General features: G+C 62.9%; 12 protein-coding genes. 8 read left to right on the plus strand and 4 right to left on the minus strand.

The genetic code is table 11. The features are described from left to right. Positions 1-533: 533 nt before the first annotated feature. A complete protein-coding gene (locus ACKJSM_RS14520) occupies positions 534-1,871 on the minus strand; it encodes a lysine N(6)-hydroxylase/L-ornithine N(5)-oxygenase family protein (RefSeq protein WP_236180440.1) in 1,338 nt (445 codons plus the stop codon). Positions 1,872-1,984: 113 nt separating this feature from the next. Then, entirely contained in the window at positions 1,985-2,467 is a 483-nt protein-coding gene (locus ACKJSM_RS14525) for a sigma-70 family RNA polymerase sigma factor (protein ID WP_410238054.1), read from the minus strand. Positions 2,468-2,785: 318 nt separating this feature from the next. Between ACKJSM_RS14525 and ACKJSM_RS14530 the strand changes: the two genes are divergently transcribed. The 3 genes from ACKJSM_RS14530 to ACKJSM_RS14540 are packed head-to-tail and all read left to right on the plus strand — an operon-like array spanning position 2,786 to position 7,334. Further along, a complete protein-coding gene (locus ACKJSM_RS14530; protein WP_236180438.1) occupies positions 2,786-3,958 on the plus strand; it encodes an efflux RND transporter periplasmic adaptor subunit in 1,173 nt (390 codons plus the stop codon). Beyond that, a complete protein-coding gene (locus ACKJSM_RS14535) occupies positions 3,959-5,932 on the plus strand; it encodes a MacB family efflux pump subunit (RefSeq protein WP_410238056.1) in 1,974 nt (657 codons plus the stop codon). 7 nt (positions 5,933-5,939) lie between these two features. Continuing rightward, positions 5,940-7,334, plus strand: coding sequence for an efflux transporter outer membrane subunit (locus ACKJSM_RS14540; RefSeq protein WP_410238058.1), 1,395 nt, complete (start codon positions 5,940-5,942; stop codon positions 7,332-7,334). 77 nt (positions 7,335-7,411) lie between these two features. On the opposite strand, the gene ACKJSM_RS14545 is transcribed toward ACKJSM_RS14540, so the two are convergent. Further along, positions 7,412-9,031, minus strand: coding sequence for a PvdJ/PvdD/PvdP-like protein (locus tag ACKJSM_RS14545; RefSeq protein WP_410238059.1), 1,620 nt, complete (start codon positions 9,029-9,031; stop codon positions 7,412-7,414). 174 nt (positions 9,032-9,205) lie between these two features. Between ACKJSM_RS14545 and pvdM the strand changes: the two genes are divergently transcribed. The 5 genes from pvdM (at position 9,206) to ACKJSM_RS14570 (ending at position 17,168) form a co-directional block, all read left to right on the plus strand. Then, positions 9,206-10,576, plus strand: coding sequence for a pyoverdine-tailoring dipeptidase-like protein PvdM (gene pvdM / locus ACKJSM_RS14550; RefSeq protein WP_410238061.1), 1,371 nt, complete (start codon positions 9,206-9,208; stop codon positions 10,574-10,576). Further along, a complete protein-coding gene (locus tag ACKJSM_RS14555; RefSeq protein ID WP_410238063.1) occupies positions 10,573-11,856 on the plus strand; it encodes an aminotransferase class V-fold PLP-dependent enzyme in 1,284 nt (427 codons plus the stop codon). The genes pvdM and ACKJSM_RS14555 overlap by 4 nt, the downstream gene beginning before the upstream one ends. A 32-nt stretch (positions 11,857-11,888) precedes the next feature. Beyond that, complete coding sequence (locus tag ACKJSM_RS14560) at positions 11,889-12,797, plus strand: formylglycine-generating enzyme family protein (protein ID WP_236180426.1); 909 nt, start codon at positions 11,889-11,891, stop codon at positions 12,795-12,797. A gap of 148 nt (positions 12,798-12,945) precedes the next feature. Continuing rightward, positions 12,946-14,595, plus strand: coding sequence for a cyclic peptide export ABC transporter (locus ACKJSM_RS14565; protein ID WP_236180424.1), 1,650 nt, complete (start codon positions 12,946-12,948; stop codon positions 14,593-14,595). Positions 14,596-14,711: 116 nt separating this feature from the next. Beyond that, positions 14,712-17,168, plus strand: a complete 2,457-nt coding sequence (locus ACKJSM_RS14570) for a TonB-dependent siderophore receptor (protein ID WP_410238064.1) — start codon at positions 14,712-14,714, stop codon at positions 17,166-17,168. A gap of 124 nt (positions 17,169-17,292) precedes the next feature. Here the strand turns inward: ACKJSM_RS14570 and ACKJSM_RS14575 are convergent, their stop codons facing one another. After that, positions 17,293-18,252, minus strand: a complete 960-nt coding sequence (locus tag ACKJSM_RS14575; protein WP_410238065.1) for an alpha/beta hydrolase — start codon at positions 18,250-18,252, stop codon at positions 17,293-17,295. Positions 18,253-18,318: the final 66 nt, after the last annotated feature.

The following is an 18,318-nucleotide window of genomic DNA, read 5'->3' on the forward strand; positions in this document are numbered from 1 at the left end:
TCAGCCGGGAAACCGTCAAGCAGGTAGGTCCTCGCCCCGGGCACCGGAAAACCGGCACGGCAAGGCGTGGCGCGCCGGTCATAAAAGACAGGCGTGTCGATAGGGCTGCAATGACGACGATGAAGTCGACTTCACAGGCTTTTCAGTGTCGATGAGAAGGACGTCGGGACATGACCGGACCGGTCATGATCGGGATGCCGCTGCTCGCTGTTCGGCGAGACAACGGCACAAAGGAATGCGCGTTATCTTGCCGAGAATCCGCCGGTTACAAGGACCGGCCGACAACTGTCACTCGAACAAGTACCCACTGTGGGTCTCCGCTATTGATGAAAACGCGCGAAGCTTACGCCCCGATGTCTGGAGAGTAAACCTGCAAAAGGACGTATGTCGGGGAATGTGGCGGGTGTTCAGGAAGGGTTCAGGATTGATCCCGAGATCGTTCCTACGCTCCGCGTGGGAACGCCTCAAGGGACGCTCCGCGTTCCAATGGGACGCAGAGCGTCCCCCGGCGTGGGAACGATCAACGGTCTGGTTTAGCTGGCGGTAGCCAGCAACAAGTCCATCACCGAACGGCTGTGTCCGCGGTTCCTGCCATGCTCATACAGCGAGCCGGCAATCTCATCCGCGCGGATCGGCAGGATCGACAGCAGTGTATCGCTCAGACCGTGGCTGGCCTGGCAGAAGCCCTGCATGTACAGACCGGCCTTGCAGCGCTCGTCGGTGATCAACCGGTAATTGCGGTCGACCTCGAAGTCGCCCAGGTACTCTTCCAGCGGCGCCAGCAGTTTGCGGTGCATCTGGCGCTCGTAACCGGTAGCCAGCACGACCGCGTCGTAGGCACGCACGGTGACTTCGCCGGTGGCGTTGTTGCGCACGGTCAGCTCGATACCCTGCTCGGTGGCGGCGGCTTTCTCGACCGCGGTCAGGGTGCGGAACGCATGGCGGGCAACACCGGAAACCTTCTGGCGATAGAAGATGCCGTAGATGCGCTCGATCAGATCGATGTCGACCACCGAATAGTTGGTGTTGTGGTACTCGTTGACCAGACGCTCACGCTCGCTGCTGTCCTGCTGGAAGATCAGGTCAGTGAACTCGGGCGAGAACACTTCGTTGACGAACGGGCTGTCGTCCGCCGGCTTCAGCGCCGAGCCGCGCAGGATCATGTCGACCTGCACCGACGGGAACGAATCGTTCAGGTCGATGAAGGCTTCCGCCGCGCTCTGTCCGCCGCCGATGATCGCGATGCTCATCGGCTGGTTGTTGATGCACGGCTGTTTGGCCATTTGCGCCAGGTACTGCGAGTGATGGAACACCCGACCGTCGCCCTTCAGCGCCTTGAACGCTTCGGGAATGCGCGGCGTGCCGCCGGCGCTGACCACCACCGAGCGCGCGGTGCGCACAAACTGCTGGCCTTCGGTATCACGGGAAATCACCCGCAAGGCTTCGACCTGATGGTTGTGCAGCACCGGCTCGATGGTCAGCACTTCCTCGCCATAGCGGCTCTGTTCGGTGAACTGCGCGGCCACCCAGCGCAGGTAGTCGTTGTACTCCATGCGGCATGGATAGAAGGTGCCGAGGTTGATGAAGTCCACCAGACGGCCGTGGTGCTTGAGGTAGTTGACGAACGAGTACGGGCTGGTCGGATTGCGCAAGGTGACCAGATCCTTGAGAAAGGAAATCTGCAACTCGCTCTGGGTCGACAGGGTGTTGCCGTGCCAGCTGTAGTTGGGTTGTTTGTCGAGAAACAGAACATCCAGTTCCCCCTGGGTCGGGCCGCGCTCTTGCAGAGCGATGGCCAGCGCCAGGTTCGAAGGGCCGAAACCGACGCCGATCAAGTCGTGGATGATGGGCGATGCAATTGCCTGTGTCATTTCCAGTGTCCTCTGGACGAAAAGCCTGAGTGACCTGACCGGCCTTGAGCAGGACAGCAGATCGTCTGTTGAGTAGGAACGAGGACAGTGAAAAAAAATTTAACGACGACGGCTCAATGGGCATCCCATTGTTTGATGCGCAGGCGGCAATGCTTCATCGCGTTGACGATGTGCTTTTCCACCAGAGCCTTGGAAATCCCGAGGTGCTGCGCGATTTCGGGGTGCGACAGGCCTTCGATCTTGCGCAACAGAAAACTTTCGCGGCACAGCGGCGAAAGTTCTGCCAGGGCACGCTGGAGCATCTCCAGTCGTTGACCGTGATCGAAGGTGTTGTGGGGGGACGGGGTGAAATAGCGCTCTTCGCTGTCGAGCACTTCCAGCGACTCGGCCTGACGCAGGGCATTGCGCCGATGATCATCGATCACCAGGTTCAGCGCCGTGCGATAAAGAAATGCCCGGGGTTGCTCGATCGGCGTTTCGCTGGACCGTTCCAGCACCCGCAGATAGGCGTCATGCACCACGTCTTCGGCCACCTGACGATTGCCGAGCCTGGCGTTCAGGAAACACACCAACTCGCGATAGTAGTTTTCCAACATGACTCCCCGCCGCCGCGTGCGGTTTCGATCCTTGAGCCAGATCGGCGACGGCCGGAACAGGCAGTGGCACGATGGTGGCAAATTCAGTGCGTAATTTATAGTAATTCTCATATAGATTTAAAGTACTGTTTCGGTTTGCCCGACAAATTGTTCTCGCCTATACCTGTTACCGCGTTTTTCAGCGCTTAAATTCGCCGCCCCTTCTGTCGTTTAACCAACAGCCCTCCCGTGTCTGTCGTGCCCTGCGACAGCATCCGGTCGTGCCCGCTTGCGGTGCCCGGCGGATGACGGGCCGATTCACACTGGCCGGAACCCCGCATGAAACGTCCCCGCCCCGCCCGACGCGCCCTGCTTATCGCTCTTTGCCTGATCCCCGTCCTTGCCATTGCGGCGTGGCAAGTCCTGCCGCCCGGTCGCGATCAATTCGCCACCGTCTCCGTCAGCCGCGGCGACATCGAAAGCAGCGTCACCGCGCTGGGCACGCTGCAGCCAAGGCGTTATGTGGACGTCGGCGCCCAGGCGTCGGGGCAGATCCGCAAAATCCACGTCGAAGTCGGTGACGTGGTCAAGGAAGGTCAACTGCTGGTGGAGATCGATCCGTCCACGCAAAAGGCCAAACTCGACGCCGGGCGTTTTTCCATCGAAAACCTCAAGGCCCAATTGCAGGAACAGAAAGCCCAGCACGAACTCGCGCAACAGAAATACCGGCGCCAGCAGAATCTCGCGGCCGGCGGAGCGACCCGCGAAGAAGACGTACAGACCGCCCGCGCCGAACTGAAAGCCACCCAGGCGCGCATCGACATGTTCCAGGCCCAGATCCGTCAGGCCGAAGCCAGCCTGCGCAGCGATCAGGCCGAACTCGGCTACACCCGCATTTATGCGCCGATGGCCGGCACCGTGGTTGCTCTCGATGCCCGCGAAGGCCAGACCCTCAACGCCCAGCAGCAGACACCGCTGATCCTGCGGATCGCCAAGCTGTCGCCGATGACCGTGTGGGCGGAAGTTTCCGAAGCCGACATCGGCCACGTCAAACCGGGCATGACCGCCTACTTCACCACACTCAGCGGCGGTAACCGACGCTGGAGCAGCACCGTACGGCAGATCCTGCCCGTGCCGCCCAAGCCACTGGACCAGACCAGCCAGGGCGGCGGCAGCCCCGCCAGTACCAGCAAGAGCGGCAGTGCCCGCGTGGTGCTGTACACCGTATTGCTGGACGTCGACAACGCCGACAACGCGCTGATGGCGGAGATGACCACGCAAGTCTTTTTCGTCGCCCACCAGGCGCAAAATGTGCTCACCGCACCGGTGGCCGCACTGCAGGGCAGCACCAGCGACAACCTGCAGACCGCGCAGGTGATCGGCGCCAACGGCAAGATCGAAACCCGCGAAGTGCGCACCGGCATCAGCGACCGCCTCAAAGTGCAGATTATCGAAGGCCTCAACGAGGGCGATCACCTGGTGATCGGCCCGGCCACCGGCAGCGGAGGTTAAATGCAAACGCCTCTGATCGACCTGCAGGACATCCGCAAATCCTACGGCGGCGGCGACGCACCCGAGGTTCATGTCCTGCGCGGCATCGACCTGTCGATTCACGCCGGCGAATTCGTGGCAATTGTCGGCGCTTCCGGCTCCGGCAAATCGACGCTGATGAACATCCTCGGCTGCCTCGACCGACCGACCTCCGGCGAATACCGTTTCGCCGGGGAAAACGTCGCCGGCCTGGACACCGACGAACTGGCCTGGCTACGACGCGAGGCCTTTGGTTTCGTGTTCCAGGGTTATCACCTGATTCCGTCCGGCTCGGCCCAGGAAAACGTCGAGATGCCGGCGATCTACGCCGGCACACCTGCCGCCGAACGCCACGCCCGCGCCGCCGCCCTGCTCGACCGCCTGGGCCTTGCCTCGCGCACCCGCAACCGTCCGCATCAGCTCTCCGGCGGCCAGCAACAACGGGTGTCGATTGCCCGGGCATTGATGAACGGCGGGCACATCATTCTCGCCGACGAACCCACCGGCGCCCTCGACAGTCACAGCGGCAAAGAGGTCATGGCGCTGCTCGACGAACTGGCAAGCCAGGGCCATGTGGTCATCCTGATCACCCACGACCGCGAAGTGGCCGCACGGGCCAAACGCATCATCGAAATCAGCGACGGCCTGATCGTCAGCGACAGCGCCCGCCACAACCCCGAGGTCCAGACCAGCGCCAACCCCGGCGCCTTGCAGGCGGTGGATCTGCGCAAACGCCTGAGCGAAGGCGCGCAAGCTTCCGGCGCCTGGAAAGGCGAGCTGGTGGACGCCCTGCATGCCGCCTGGCGGGTGATGTGGATCAACCGCTTCCGCACCGCCCTGACCTTGCTGGGGATCATCATCGGCGTGGCGTCGGTGGTGGTCATGCTCGCCGTCGGCGAAGGCAGCAAGCGCCAGGTCATGGCGCAAATGGGCGCCTTCGGTTCGAACATCATTTACCTCAGCGGCTCGTCACCCAACCCGCGCACACCGCAAGGCATCGTCACCCTCGATGACGTGGCGGCGCTGGCGAGCCTGCCGCAGGTCATGCGGATCATGCCGGTCAACGGCGCCGAGGCCGGGGTACGTTTCGGCAATGCCGACTACCTGAGTTACGTCGGCGGCAACGACACCCACTTCCCGGCGATCCTCAACTGGCCCGTGGTGCAGGGCAGTTACTTCACCGAGGCCGATGAACGCAATGCCGCAGCGGTCGCCGTGATCGGTCACAAAGTCCGCACCAAATTGCTCAAGGACGTCGCCAACCCCATCGGCCAATACATCCTGATCGAGAACGTGCCGTTCCAGGTCGTAGGCGTACTGGCGGAAAAAGGCGCCAGCTCCGGCGACTCCGACAGCGACAACCGGATCGCCGTGCCCTACTCCGCCGCCAGCGTCCGCCTGTTCGGCACACGCAATCCGGAATACGTGGCGATCGCCGCCGCCGATGCGCGCAAGGTCAAGGAAGCCGAACACGCCATCGAACAACTGATGCTGCGCCTGCACAACGGCAAGAAGGATTTCGAGCTGACCAACAACGCCGCGATGATCCAGGCTGAAGCCCGCACGCAAAACACCCTGTCGCTGATGCTCGGCTCGATTGCCGCGATTTCGCTGCTGGTAGGCGGCATCGGGGTGATGAACATCATGCTGATGACCGTGCGCGAACGCACCCGCGAGATCGGCATCCGCATGGCCACTGGTGCCCGTCAGCGCGACATCCTGCGCCAGTTTCTGACCGAAGCGGTGATGCTCTCGGTGGTCGGCGGGATTGCCGGCATCGCCCTGGCGCTGATCGTCGGCGGCGTGCTGATCCTCAGCGAAGTCGCCGTGGCGTTTTCCTTGATGGCGGTGTTCGGCGCCTTCGGCTGCGCCCTCGTGACCGGTGTTGTCTTCGGCTTCATGCCGGCCCGCAAAGCCGCCCGGCTCGACCCGGTGACGGCCCTTACCAGTGAATGATCGATCTATGAAATCGTGCCTCAGCCTGTTGACCGTGTGCCTGATGCTCAGCGCCTGCGGCAGTCCCGTCCAGCGCCCCGACAGCGGCCTGCAACCGCCCGCCACCTGGCAGTCGCCTCACGACGCCAGCGTTGCCCGCGTCGATCCGCAATGGTGGAAGCAGTTCGGCAGCCCCGAGCTCGACCGCCTGATCGAACAGGCCCGCCTCGGCAGCTTCGACCTCGCGGCCGCCGTTGCCCGAGTGCGCCAGGCCCAGGCCGGCACGGTGATTGCCGGCGGCTCGCAGTTGCCGGAAATCAAGGCCGGGGCCAACGCCAATCGGCAGAAACTGCTGCGCGGCAATGGCTACTCCCAGCTCGACGCGGACAGCAGCAACAAGGCGGTGGATTATTTCGATGCCAACCTGAGCGCGTCCTACGAAATCGACTTCTGGGGCGGCAAACGCGCCTCACGCGACAGCGCGCAGTTTGCCCTGCAAGCCAGCGAGTTCGACCGGGCGACCGTGGAACTGACCTTGCTCAGCGGCGTGGCCAACACCTATGCGCAAGCCTTGTCGCTGCGTGAGCAAAGTCGCATCGCCGAACTGAACCTGGCCAACGCACAAAACGTGCTGAAACTGGTGCAGACCCGCTACGACTCAGGCTCGGCCACCGCTTTGGAGCTGGCCCAGCAGAAAAGTCTGGTGGCTGCGCAACAACGGCAACTGCCACAGGTGCAACAACAGGCCCGGGATGCCCTGATCAGCCTCGCCGCCCTGCTCGGCCGGCCGGTGCAGGAGCTGCAAACCGGCGCGGAACCGTTCGACCGCCTGCAATGGCCGACCATCGATGCCGGCGTGCCCAGCGATCTGCTCAGTCGTCGCCCGGACATTGCCCGCGCCGAAGCGCAACTGGCGGCGGCCGAGGCCGATGTCACAGTCGCCCGCGCCGCCATGCTGCCGACCGTGACCCTTACCGCCCAACTGGGCTCCGGGGCCAACCAGTTCGATGACATGATTCGCAGCCCTTTCTACAACCTCACCGCCGGACTGGTTGCACCGATCTTCAACAATGGTCGCCTGAGCGCCGAACGCGACAAGGCCACGGCTCGCCAGAAAGAACTGCTGGAAACCTATCGCGGGGCGATCATCAACGGTTTCGCCGACGTCGAAAAAGCCTTGAACGGGATTCGCGGGCTCGACGAACAGCGGCAATGGCAAAGTGAAGAATTGAATCAGGCGCAGGCCGCGTTCGATATCGCCCGGCGCCGCTATCAGGCCGGCGCCGAGGATTTGCTGACGGTACTGGAAACCCAGCGCACGCTGTACGCGGCGCAGGATCTGAATGTGCAACTGCGCCTGTTGCGATTGCAGGCAAGTATCGGGTTGTACAAGGCACTGGGTGGAGGGTGGCAGGCGCTGTAATCGTGCGCCACCGCGAATGCCGCCCGAAGCGGACTGGCTTCGGGCGGCGTTGCGACGCTTGAACGATAACGCGGTTCTCAGACCGCGCTGTTTCTGGCCTTCAGGTTACGCGCGTACCACGGCCGCTCAGGCACCCGCCGGAACAACCCTTCGAGTTTCTTCTCGTCCTCGCCAAAGGTGATGCGCAGCGCGAGCTTCATGGTTTCCGGGTCCATCTCCACCGACTTGCCCACCTGCAAGCCCGGCACCGTGCTGCAACCATGAGTGGTGGGGCCCAGCCACGGATCCGCCACTTCAACCCAGCGCCCCGGGGCAAACCATTGCACGCCATTGACTTCAAGCCGTGTGACCTGCCCCGGATGGAAACGCTCGTGAGCACGGAACCAGTCCTCCACACGGTCATCGATCCAGCCATGGAACGCCCAGAACACCGGGTTTACATGGGAGGAAAACGGATCGCCGAGGAAGTCGTTCTCCGGGGCAAACCAGCGTGCGGCGAAATCGTCCAGATCCCGGGCCAGGGGCACCGGTTGACCGTTGGACGGATCGCGCGGCACCGACGCCCAGCGCATGTGCAGCCAGTCGTGCAGCCCCAGTTCGACTTCGGAGCCAAACTGGCCGAGGGTCAGCTTCGACAGGTATTGCGGATCGCGGTACTGCGACTCCCAGACTTCGAAGTTGCTCTGGTAGGTCTCGGCGGTCTTGATGTCGCTGACCCATTGCGCGTACTCATCATCACCTTCGGCCAGCCAGGTCGGCGGCAGCGAAGTGCCGTCGTGGTTATCGAAGTACCGGGCAAACCCGACACGGTCGCGCACCAGCTCCGGCTGCGGCAACGGGAAGAACCTCCACGACGGCAGATCCTGCATCGAGCGCGCCGTGCCGAGCATGTGTCGGTGCATGAAGAAGAAGTCGATACCCGAACCATTACGATCCTTGCGCGGACCGCGGGCATCACGTTCCAGGTCGCGTGGGCCGGGCTGCCAGCCGAGGCCGCGCAAGGCATTGCGCTTGTCCTCGGACAGGGTGTGCCATTTATCCCGCGTCGCATGCCAGACCTGGTGGAACAGCCGATGCTCGGGCGACACCAGCCACGCCAGCAGCGTCGGGTTCAACGGCGTACGCTGTCGCGCTTCGGGGAACAGGCATTTGACCGCCACGAAACGGTGATCCTGCGCTGGCAGGGACAGCGAGCGATCGAGACGTTGCACGGTGCCGCTCAGGGTGCCGCTGCCGGCATTGCCGAAATCGGCCCAGACCTCATCGAGGATCATGTTCAGTTCGTAGTCCACACTGCCGCCGGCACCCAGCAGTCGCCAACTGAGTGTGGATGCCTCGGCCCCGGCCAGATCGCCGAGAATCCGGTAACGGGGGGTGTCGGCAGAGCGCAGACGCTCCGGCGTGTCGAGAAAACCGCACACGCCCCGGCCTTTCTGGCCGATGTCGATGAACACTTCCAGGCCCTGGGTCGGCAAGCCGTCCAGGCCCGCGTCACGCCCCGTGAAACGGATCTTCCAGACCCCGCGCAACGCATTCGCCAGGCGCTGCCCGGCCACGTCGGCGACATCGAACGACGCCTCACCGGGGGTGATCGTCGGGTCGGGCTTCGTCCATTCGCGATGCCCGAAATAAGCTGCAGGTACGGCAGCGCCGGTCAGCGCCAGGCCTGCCATGAACCATCGTCGAGAAATCCTCATTGCCCTACCTGTGTTCAGCCCTGAAGCAGGCTTTATCCAAGCTAGAACGTTTGCTGGCCGAACAAATTTAAGCGCCACCGGGGCGGACTAATTTTCTGCCGCGCCCGCTCGTTCTTCCCAGATAGCAAAGGCCTCTGTGCCTGCACCTCGACGGCGAACCTGACTGAGATGGCAATGACAAAACCACGTTCGAAAAAGGCTCTATTCATCGGCCTGCCACTGGCCCTGGCGCTCAGCGCCGGCGCCGGTTTCGCAGTCTGGGACATCGGGTTCAGGGACAACCCCGGCTACCCGGTCAAAGTCATGCAGCAGGCCGAAGAACTGCACGAGCACATGCTTTCGTTCGACAGCCACATCACCATCACCCAGAACTTCGGCACCACCGGCCACGAAGTCGACAGGGACGGCAGCGACCAGTTCGACCTGGTCAAGGCCAATCGCGGGCGGCTGTCCGGTGCGGCACTGACGATCTTTGGCTGGCCGGAAATCTGGAACGGCCCGAACGCTCCGCACAAGCCCACCGCAGGCTTCGTCGACGAGGCGCGCAACCAGCAGGAAATCCGCTACAAGATCATTTCCGGGATGGTCCGCGACTTTCCCAACCAGGTCGGCATCGCCTACACCGCCAACGACTTCCGGCGCCTGCACGGCGAAGGCAAGTTCGCGATCTTCATCAGCATGCTCAACGCCTATCCGCTGGGTCACGACCTGAACCAATTGGACCTGTGGGCCGCGCGCGGCATGCGCATGTTCGGCTTCAGCTATATCGGCAACAACGACTGGGCCGACTCGTCGCGCCCGCTGCCGTTCTTCAATGACTCGCCGGACGCCCTCGACGGCCTTTCGGACCTGGGCAAGCAAGCGGTCAAGCGCCTGAACGACCTGGGCGTGATCATCGACGTGTCGCAGATGTCGACCAAGGCCCTGGAGCAAGTCGCGCAACTGAGCCGTACCCCGCTGGTGGCGTCACACTCGGCGCCGCGGGCCATGGTCGATATCCCGCGCAACCTCAGCGACAAGGAAATGCAGCTGATCAAGAACAGCGGCGGCGTGGTGCAGATCGTCGGCTTCTCGCAATACCTGCGGCCCCTGACCCAAGGCACCCAGGACAAGCTCAACGAACTGCGTAAACGCTTCGACCTGCCGCCGCTGCCGAACCTGGCCGTGGCCCTGATGCCGGGCGATCCGATCATCGCGGCCTGGTCGGAGCAGAAATTCGGCGAGTATGCCGGCCAGCTCTACGCGATCCTCGAAGAAGAGCCGAAAGCCAGCCTCAAAGACCTGGGCGACGCCATTGATTACGCGGTCCGCAAGATCGGCATCGACCACGTCGGCATCAGCTCGGACTTCAACGAAGGCGGCGGCGTCAAAGGCTGGGAAAATGTCGGCGAGATCCGCAACGTGACTGCTGAACTGCTGTCGCGCGGCTACTCGGAAGCGGACATCGCCAAGCTCTGGGGCGGCAACTTCCTGCGGGTCTGGGATCAGGTCGAGAAATCCGCCAAACCGGCACTGGCCACTGCCCGGGAAGCCGCCAAGCCATGAGCAACCGTCGTGACTTTCTCAAGCAGGCCGGAGTTCTTGCCGCCGCATTGCCACTGGGCGCCAGCCTGCCGAACCTCGCCAGCGCTTCGACCGCCGCCGCCCCGACGCCACGTAACAAATGGGTGCAGTTGCAGCAACTGTTCGATCAGGATCCGGCGTGGCTGCACTTCTCCAACTTTCTGATCACCACCCACCCGCGCCCGGTGCGCGAGGCGATCGAAATGCACCGCGCCGCCCTCGACAAGAACCCTGGGCTGGCGATGGACTGGGACCGCGGCGTCACCGAAAAACGCGAGGAAGCCGTGCGCGTGCTGGCCGGCCAATACGTGCAGGCCGATGCCCGGCAGATTGCGCTCACCGGCAGCACCACCGAAGGGCTGGCGATGATTTACGGCGGTGTCCAGGTGCGCCCCGATCAGGAAATCCTCACCACCGAACACGAACACTACGCGACCCACACCATCCTCGAACTGCGCACCCAGCGGGACGGCACCAAGGTGCGCAAGATCCGCCTGTTCAAGGATCCGTACCAGATCAGCAAGGAAGAGCTGCTGGCAAACATCGACCGCAGCATCCGCCCGCAGACCCGCGTGCTCGGCATGTGCTGGGTGCATTCGGGCAGCGGCGTGAAACTGCCCCTCGCCGACATCGGTGCGCTGGTCGACAAACACAACCGAGGGCGCAGCGAAGCTGATCGCATCGTGTATGTCGTCGACGGGGTGCATGGTTTCGGCGTGGAGGACCTGAGCTTCCCGGCCATGAACTGCGACTTCTTCATCGCCGGCACCCACAAGTGGATGTTCGGACCGCGCGGCACCGGGATCGTGGTCAGCCGCACGCCGGAAGTGAAATACATCACGCCGATCATCCCGACCTTTTCCGAGGCCGAGCACTTCTCCACCACCATGACGCCGGGCGGCTACCACGCCTTCGAACATCGCTGGGCGCTGACCGAGGCATTCAAGTTGCACCTGCAACTGGGCAAGGCCGACGTGCAGGCGCGCATTCATGAGCTCAATACCTACCTGAAAACGCGCCTGCTGCAACGTCCGCAGATCGAGCTGGTCACGCCGTTGAGCCCGGAATTTTCCGCCGGCTTCACCTTCTTCCGGGTCAGGGGCAAGAACAGCGACACGATCGCGGCGCACCTGATGACCAACAAGGTCGTGGCCGACGCGGTCGAGCGCGATGTCGGGCCGGTGATCCGTACCGCGCCGGGCCTGCTCAACGACGAAGCCCAGATCGACCGCCTGCTGGCGGTGCTGGATCAGGTGCTGTGAGCCGAACCTTTTTCCTTTTGACGAGATTCGAAATGAACAGTGAACTGCCTCGCTCTGCCCTGAAAACCCTGCCGGCGCTGATGTTCGCCGCCCTCGCCGCCAGCCTGCTGCCGAATGCTGCACAGGCCGCCACTCCGCCGGCACCGGGCAAGGTGTTCAAGGACTGCAAGGACTGCCCGGAAATGGTCGTGCTGCCCACCGGCACGTTCACCATGGGCACCCCGGAAGACGAAGTCGGCCGTGAGCCCGACGAAGGCCCGATGCACCCGGTGACATTCGCCAGGCCGCTGGCGATCAGCCGCTTCCAGGTACTCAAGGGCGAATGGTTCGCCTACCTCAAGGACACCGGCTACCAAATGCCCGACGGCGATGACCGCCCGGGCCGCGCATGCAAGGCCGGGATCCCGGATTACGCCGGCAGCGACCCGCGCAAGCAGTACACCGACAGGCACCCGGCGGTGTGCATGGACTTCGCCGAGGCCAACGCCTATGTGGCGTGGCTGTCGAAGAAAACCGGCAAGTCATACCGGCTGGTCAGTGAGTCCCTGCGCGAATACGCCGCCCGAGGCGGCACCAGCGGGCCGTTCCCTTTCCCGTTCGATGAAGGCAAGGAATACAGCATCGCCAAGCACGCCAATACCTACGGCGCAGCCGACGGCTACAATTTCACCGCGCCGGCCGGCAGCTTCCCTCCCAACGCCTTCGGTGTGTACGACATGCACGGCAACGTCTACGAATGGACCGCCGATTGCTACAACGATAACTACGAAGGCGCGCCGAGCGACGGCAGTGCGTGGCAGACCGGCAAGTGCCAGTTCAAGCGCATTCGCGGCAACGACTGGGGCGAGGCACCGGTGTTCTCTCGCTCCGGCAACCGCAATGCGCTGGTGCCGACCGAGCGCGGCGACTGGATCGGTTTCCGGGTCGCGCGGGATCTGTAACGCCCCCGCCGCCACGCTAAATTAACCCTCCCGCCAGTCGTTCTACAGATGGCGCGCTCCATTGCGACGCGCCACTGCCCTCTACGTCACCCAGGCGAAGCCCGCAGCCCATCCCGGACCTCGCCGCTCTTTCACGCAGGGAACCTCCATGAGCAAACCAACACGCGGGGTGATCAATGAATTGTTCGCCCTGCTCAAACCCTTTCGGCTGATCGTTGTCGGTTCGATCCTGCTCGGCATGGTCGGCGGCCTGAGCGTCACGGCGCTGCTGGCGACGATCAACAACGCGCTGCACTCCGAAGCCGGCCTGACCAGCACCGTGGTCGCGGTGTTCGCCGGCCTGTGCCTGCTGGCCCTGGCCAGTTCGATCTTCTCCGACATCGGCACCAACTTCGTCGGCCAGCACATCATCGCCAGACTGCGCAAAGAGCTGGGCGAAAAAGTGCTGTCGGCGCCCATCGAGCAGATCGAACGCTATCGCAGTCATCGGTTGATCCCGGTGCTGACCCACGACGTCGACACCATCAGCGATTTCGCCTTCTCGTTTTCGCCGCTGGCGATTTCCATGACCGTCACCCTCGGCTGCATGGGTTATCTGGCGATGCTGTCGTGGCCGATGTTCCTGATGATGGCGGTGGCGGTGCTGATCGGCACGATCATCCAGTACATTGCCCAGGGCCGTGGCATGCAGGGTTTCATGAAGGCCCGCGACCATGAAGACGACCTGCAGAAGCACTACAACGCGATTGCCGAAGGCGCCAAGGAGCTGCGCATCCACCGCCCGCGTCGCAATCGCATGTTCGTTTCGGGCATTCAGACCACCGCCGACCAGATCTGCGAGACCCAGGTGCGCTCGGTGAACATTTACGTGGTCGCCAAGACCCTCGGCTCGATGTTGTTCTTTGTGGTGATCGGCCTGGCGCTGGCCCTGCAATCGCTGTGGCCAAGCGCCGACAAAGCGGTGATGAGCGGCTTCGTGCTGGTGCTGCTGTACATGAAGGGCCCACTGGAACATGTCATGGCGGCTTTGCCGATCGTGGGTCGTGCGCAGATCGCGTTCCGGCGGATCGCTGAGTTGTCCGAGCAGTTTTCGTCGCCTGAACCGCACTTGCTGCTCAGTGATCAGGGCAACCAGAAAACCCCGGTGCACAGCCTGGAACTGACCGACGTCTCGTACAGCTTCCCGGCCGTGGACGGCGCTGCGCCGTTCCGCCTGGGGCCGGTGAACCTGAAGATCGATCAGGGCGACATCATCTTCATCGTCGGTGAAAACGGCTGCGGCAAGACCACCCTGATCAAGTTGCTGCTGGGCCTGTATGCGCCGCAGCAGGGTGAGATCCGCCTCAACGATCAAGTGGTGACCGCCCTCACCCGCGACGACTATCGCCAGTTGTTCACCACGATCTTCGCCGACTATTACCTGTTCGACGACGTGGTGCAGGGCGATACGCATATTCCGCAAGACGCCAACAAATACCTCGAGCGCCTGGAGATTGCGCACAAGGTCAGCGTGCGCGACGGCTCATTCACCACCACCGATCTGTCGACCGGCCAGCGCAAGCGTCTGGCGTTGATCAACGCGTGGCTGGAAGAGCGCCCGGTGCTGGTGTTCGACGAATGGGCCGCCGACCAGGACCCGACGTTCCGGCGGATTTTCTACACCGAACTGCTGCCGGACCTGAAGCGTCTGGGCAAGACCATCATCGTCATTTCCCACGACGACCGTTACTTCGACGTCGCCGACCAACTGGTGCGCATGAGCGCCGGCAAAGTGGTCACCGAGCTGCTACCCGCCTGATTGTGAAAATTTTGTAAAAAAATGCGTTGAGCCTTTCCGGTTTTCGGAAGGCTCAACGTCTTACTTACAGTTAATAGAAATAGTTCTCAGTCAATACTTTGAAGAGTAGAAGAACAATGCCCGCACCGCACGGACTCCACCCACTCGCCAAGGCTCTGCTGATCCGCCGCTCCTTGCGCACCACCCTTCCCGCCGTATGTGCCCTGGCCCTCACCCTGCCGATGATCGGCCAGGCGCAGGCAGCGGCCGTGGCGATCGATATTCCTGCTCAGTCGCTGGGGAGCGCACTGCAGGAATTCGGCCGTCAGACCAATCTGCAAGTGCTGTACAGCCCGGACGAAGTGAGCGGCCTGCGGAGCGCCGCCGTCAGCGGCAACCTGGAACCGACCGCGGCGATCGCGCAATTGCTGCAGGGCACCGGCATCGCCTACAGCGTCCAGGGCAACAACGTTGCGTTGCGCGCCAGCGGCAACAGCGCAAGCCTGGACCTGGCGCCGACCAACATTACAGCAGCCCAGGAATCGGCGTGGGGCCCGGTTGACGGGATCGTCGCGAAACGCAGCGCCACCGGCTCGAAAACCGATACCGCGCTCAAGGAAATCCCGCAGACCATCAACGTCGTCACCCAGGACGAAATCAAGATGCGCGGTTCGCAGTCGGTCACCGAGGCCTTGCGCTACACCGCAGGCATGACCGGCGGCGGCTTCTCCGACCGGGTGAAAATCTTCGACGAACCGACGTCCCGCGGCTTCTCGCCTACCCCGCTCTACCTCGACGGCCTGCACCTGCCTTACGGCGGCGGCAGCACCGGCGGTTCGCTGCAGATCGACCCGTACAGCCTGGAGCGCATCGAAGTGCTCAAAGGCCCGGCATCGGTACTGTACGGCCAGAACCAGCCCGGCGGCATCGTCAACATGGTCGGCAAGCGTCCGACCGCCACACCGTTGCACGAAGTGATCCTGGGTGGCGGCAGCTATGACCGCAAATACGGCGCCTTCGACCTGGGCGGCCCGATCGACGACCAGGGCGAATTTCTCTATCGCCTGACCGGTGTGGTCAACGACAGCAACTCGCAGATCGACCACGCCGACCAGAACCGCATGATGCTCGCGCCCAGCCTGACGTGGCTGCCGAACGACCGCACCAGCATCACCTTCTACGGCCAGTACCAGAAAGACCGCGACACCCCGGAAGCCCAGGGTCTGCCGGCCGACGGCACCGTGCACCGCAGCAGTGCCGGGCGCATCAGCCGCAGCCTGTTCATCGGCGAGCCGGGCGTGAACAAGTACGACCGCGAACAGTTCGTGATCGGCTACGAGATCGCCCACGAACTCAACGACGTCTGGACCCTCAAGCAGAACGCCCGCTACGCCGACCTCAACGACCGTTACGTTGCGCCGCTGCACGGCTACTCGTTCGAAACAAACCCGGTCACCGGTGACGAAAACAGCTACCAGACCCGTTACGGCGTGGACTGGGCGCAGCACAACAAGGTCTTCGGCATCGATAACATCGCCCAGGCCAAGTTCAAGACCGGCGAACTGGACCACACCCTGCTGCTGGGCGTGGACTACTACCACTTCAACTCCAAGTTCCTCGGTCGCTATGACCGCACGGGCCCGGCCATCGACCTGTACAACCCGGTCTACGGCAGCGAGTTCAATTTCCGCCAGCCTTACAAGTGGGACAACACCGTCAAGCAGACCGGCCTGTACACCCAGGATCAGATGCGCTGGAACCAGTGGTTCCTGACCCTTGGCGGTCGTTATGACTTCGCCGAGACCATCAACAAGGAACCGTTGGGCGGCAACCGTTCGAACCTCAAGGACGAGAAGTTCACCGGTCGTGCAGGCTTTGGCTACGAGTTCGAGAACGGCATGACGCCGTACGTGAGCTATGCCGAATCGTTCCTGCCGCAAACCGGTGCCGACATGAACGGTCGCGGGTTCGAGCCGACTGAAGGCAAGCAATACGAAGTCGGCATCAAGTACGAGCCGAAGTCGATCGACGGTTTCATCCAGCTGTCGGCCTATCAGATCGACCAGAACAACATGCTGACCAACGACCTGCAAAACCCGGGCTTCAGCATCCAGAGCGGTTCGGTGCGTTCGCGCGGTGTGGAGCTGGAAGGCAAGGTCAACGTCACGCAGAATCTGCGCGTGCTGGCCTCGGTGTCGCGTAACCAGATCAAATGGCGCAGCGTCAACGATGGTCGCGAAGGTCGCACCCTGGCCATGAGCCCGCCGCTGACCGCCTCCGCGTGGATCAACTACGACTTCGACATCTCGACGTCGCTGGCCGGTCTGGGCATGGGCCTGGGCACCCGTTACGTGCGCAGCAGCTACGGCTCGGACTACGAGGAGGACTCCTTCCAGATCCCGTCCTACACCGTGTATGACGCCATGGTCTCCTACGACCTGGAAAAATCGCCACTGCACGTCAAAGGCGTGAAGGTGAAGATGAACCTGGAAAACCTCACCGACGAGAAATACGTCGCCAGCTGCAACAGCACGCTGGACTGCTACTACGGCGAAGGCCGGACCATGACCGCCGACGTGACCTACAACTGGTAACACGCTCAGCGTCAAACAAAACGCCGGCACCTGCCGGCGTTTTGCTGTCTGCGCGAAAGCAATGCCCGGGCAAAACAAAAGGGCCGCGGTCAGCGGCCCTTTTTCAGTCCCTCACAAACGCGTGTCACCGCGCCGCAAACACCTCCACCAAGCGCTCGGCAATGTGCTGCTGCGCCTCTTCGGCCTCATCGATGATTGCGCCCATGCGCATGAAGTCATGCGTCATGCCTGCGTACACTTTCAACTCGACCTCGACGCCCGCCGCCTGCAAATGCCGGGCATACGCCACGCCTTCGTCGTGCAGGGGATCGCACTCGGCCACTACCAGCAGCACCGGTGCCACATCGGCTGAGACCTCACCCAGCAACGGCGAAAAACGTGGATCGAGACGGTCGGCCACCTCACGCTGATAGTGGTTGTAAAACCAGTTCAGCGATGCCTTTTCCAGCAGATAACCCTCGGCGTAGCGCTCGATGGACGGGGTGCTGCGGCTGGCGTCGGTGACCGGATAGATCAGCACCTGCAAACGCGGCTGCACCGGGGCACCCGCCAATTGTGCGGCCAGCACCGTGGCCAGGCTGCCGCCGACGCTGTCACCGGCAATCGCCAGACGTGCGCTGTCCAGGCCCAGGTCCTGAGCGCTGGCGACCAGCCAGTGCCAGGCATCCTGTGCATCGTCGGCGGCGGTCGGGAAGCGGAATGGCGGCGCCAGTCGATAGGCCACCGACACCACCACGCAATCGGCCATCGACGCCAGCGCCCGGCACAGCGAATCATGGGAATCCAGGCTGCCGACCACATAGCCGCCGCCATGGAAATACAACAGTGCCGGACGCCCTGCCCCGGCTTTCAAGGGCTGATGGCTGTAGACCCGCGCCTTTAACAGCGAGCCGTCGCGCACCGGCAATTGCAGTTCATCGACTACCGCAAGCTCTTCGCCGCCAGCGTCCATCAACAATGAAGACTGATCGAACTGCTCGCGGGCCTGTTCCGGGCTCAGCTCATGCATGCCCACGCGTTTGCCGCTGGCCCGGCCGTTGCCGACCAATTGCAGAAATGCGGCGATATCAGGATTCAACGACATTCAATTTCTCCAAAGCACTCGGGCGCCTTAAGCGCCCGAGTGGTGTTTGCGGTTACACAGCAGGTT

Origin of the sequence: Pseudomonas sp. PHC1 (genome assembly GCF_046487845.1) — a bacterium.
In the GTDB taxonomy this organism is placed as follows: Bacteria; Pseudomonadota; Gammaproteobacteria; order Pseudomonadales; family Pseudomonadaceae; genus Aquipseudomonas; species Aquipseudomonas sputi.

What these genes read in the sequence shown, in the direction of transcription:
- ACKJSM_RS14570 (WP_410238064.1), top strand. Translation starts at nt 14,712, where the DNA reads ATGCCCGCACCGCACGGACTCCACCCACTCGCCAAGGCTCTGCTGATC.
- ACKJSM_RS14555 (WP_410238063.1), top strand. Translation starts at nt 10,573, where the DNA reads ATGAGCAACCGTCGTGACTTTCTCAAGCAGGCCGGAGTTCTTGCCGCC.
- ACKJSM_RS14520 (WP_236180440.1), bottom strand. Translation starts at nt 1,871, where the DNA reads ATGACACAGGCAATTGCATCGCCCATCATCCACGACTTGATCGGCGTC.
- ACKJSM_RS14525 (WP_410238054.1), bottom strand. Translation starts at nt 2,467, where the DNA reads ATGTTGGAAAACTACTATCGCGAGTTGGTGTGTTTCCTGAACGCCAGG.
- ACKJSM_RS14545 (WP_410238059.1), bottom strand. Translation starts at nt 9,031, where the DNA reads ATGAGGATTTCTCGACGATGGTTCATGGCAGGCCTGGCGCTGACCGGC.
- ACKJSM_RS14565 (WP_236180424.1), top strand. Translation starts at nt 12,946, where the DNA reads ATGAGCAAACCAACACGCGGGGTGATCAATGAATTGTTCGCCCTGCTC.
- pvdM (WP_410238061.1), top strand. Translation starts at nt 9,206, where the DNA reads ATGACAAAACCACGTTCGAAAAAGGCTCTATTCATCGGCCTGCCACTG.
- ACKJSM_RS14530 (WP_236180438.1), top strand. Translation starts at nt 2,786, where the DNA reads ATGAAACGTCCCCGCCCCGCCCGACGCGCCCTGCTTATCGCTCTTTGC.
- ACKJSM_RS14560 (WP_236180426.1), top strand. Translation starts at nt 11,889, where the DNA reads ATGAACAGTGAACTGCCTCGCTCTGCCCTGAAAACCCTGCCGGCGCTG.
- ACKJSM_RS14535 (WP_410238056.1), top strand. Translation starts at nt 3,959, where the DNA reads ATGCAAACGCCTCTGATCGACCTGCAGGACATCCGCAAATCCTACGGC.
- ACKJSM_RS14575 (WP_410238065.1), bottom strand. Translation starts at nt 18,252, where the DNA reads ATGTCGTTGAATCCTGATATCGCCGCATTTCTGCAATTGGTCGGCAAC.
- ACKJSM_RS14540 (WP_410238058.1), top strand. Translation starts at nt 5,940, where the DNA reads ATGAAATCGTGCCTCAGCCTGTTGACCGTGTGCCTGATGCTCAGCGCC.